The sequence below is a fragment of the Streptomyces sp. H27-D2 genome (genome assembly GCF_035828615.1).
In the GTDB taxonomy this organism is placed as follows: domain Bacteria; phylum Actinomycetota; class Actinomycetes; order Streptomycetales; family Streptomycetaceae; genus Streptomyces.
This window is the reverse complement of the sequence record NZ_JAYMZR010000208.1, coordinates 1-1,566: the sequence shown is the minus strand read 5'-3', so window position 1 is coordinate 1,566 and position 1,566 is coordinate 1. Positions and strand designations below refer to the sequence as shown.

At 75.7% G+C, this 1,566-nt stretch carries 1 protein-coding gene; it reads right to left on the bottom strand.

The features are described 5' to 3' along the window. Nucleotides 1–445: 445 nt before the first annotated feature. On the bottom strand, nucleotides 446–1,192 hold the full coding sequence (locus QMK28_RS33905) for a hypothetical protein (protein WP_326443539.1): 747 nt from the start codon (nucleotides 1,190–1,192) through the stop codon (nucleotides 446–448). Nucleotides 1,193–1,566: the final 374 nt, after the last annotated feature.

The window sequence follows — 1,566 nt, the reverse complement described above, 5'->3', positions numbered from 1 at the left end:
ACCTACCGCCCCTCCGGCCCCGACCCCTCCTGTCACTTCCCCGGTCCACCGCCGGTGGACCGGGGAAGCCCTCGTACGGGGCTGCCGGAGCAGGCGGGGCTGCCGGGCCGTACGGGGCTGGGTGGGCTGTACGCGCCGGGCTCGGCTGGGCGGGCCGGACGGGGCGGGGCAGATGGGTTGGGCGGGCCAGACGGGCGGCGTGCACGGCCGTACCGCGCGTCCCCAGCCTGGACGGACCACGCGCAAACCCGGGTGGGCGGGCGTGTGTTGGCCGGGCCGTGTGGGGCGGTGCCTGTGCCGCCCCACACGGGCGGTACCCGTGCCGCGTGGGACCGCACCCGCGCCAACCCAACGGCGGCCCGGCCGCCCAGCCGCCCGGCGGTGGCGGATGTTGGTCCGGCGTGCCGGCGCAGGGCTACGCCGCGTGGTTACCCTTCAGCGCGCGCTATGCCGCGCGATGCCCCTTTGGCTCGGCCGGGGCCGGGGTGCTCGCCGCGCGGGTGACATCGGCGACGAGTTCGACCACATCCGGCCCGTACGCCTGTGAGTTGACCACCTTCAGGAGCAGGCAGAACGTGCCGTCCGCGCCATGCTTCCGGGCCAGCCGGGCGCGGTTGCGGACCAGGTGCCGGACGGCGGCCCGGTGAGTCACCGGGCGCTGGCCGGCGGCCAGGAAGACCGGGCGGTCGCCCTCGCCCGCGGTGAGCCGGGCGAGCAGTACGTACTCGGCGGCCCCGGGCTCCACCCTGTACGCGGTGCCGCCGATGGTGAAGGTGCCGCGCTCCACCGGGTTCTCGCTGTTGGCGTGCACGGTGACGCCGGGCAGCAGATTCGCCAGGTGCGAGGCGAGCCGGCGGTGCGCGGTCGGGTCGCCGACGCAGAACTCGGTACGGGCTCCAAAGCCCTGGAGGCCGGTGTCGTGCGGGGCCACCTCGGCGTGCGCGCCGCAGTTCTCCACCACGGCCGCGAGGCCGAGCAGCGCGAGGGCGTCGTGCCGCGGGATGCTCCACTGCGCGGAGGTGCTGTCCCGGTGGGTGACCAGAACGCACTCCGCCCCCTGCGGCAGTCCGAAGAAGGCCTGCTCCCGGCGGAGTTTGCGGCGCACCACGGCGATATGCACGGCCCAGCCGAGAGCCAGGCCGACGATCAAGGCCGCTGCTCCGGCCACCAGGTCCTGCACGGTGTCAGTCATGGCCGCGCAGCGTAGCCGCGTACCGGGTGTGTGTTCGAGTCCGGGGCTGGGGCGTGGGGTGGCTTGCCCGGGTTGCGCGTAGTCCGTCCGGCACCGCGGGGCGCGCGGTATGGCCGTGCGGTACAGCCGTGCCACGCAACCCGTGCCGTACGAGCGTTCCGCCCAGCCAGCCCAGCCCCCGCCGGGCCCGTACGGCCCGCCGGGCCGTACGGGCCCGGTCAGCCCGGCGCGTACGGCCGACCCGGTCCGGCGGCCCCGCCCGCTCCGGTAACCCCGTACGAGGGCTTCCCCGGTCCACCGGCGGTGGACCGGGGAAGTGACAGGAGGGGTCGGGGCCGGAGGGGCGGTAGGTCCTGGACGCTGTCGTGTATTTG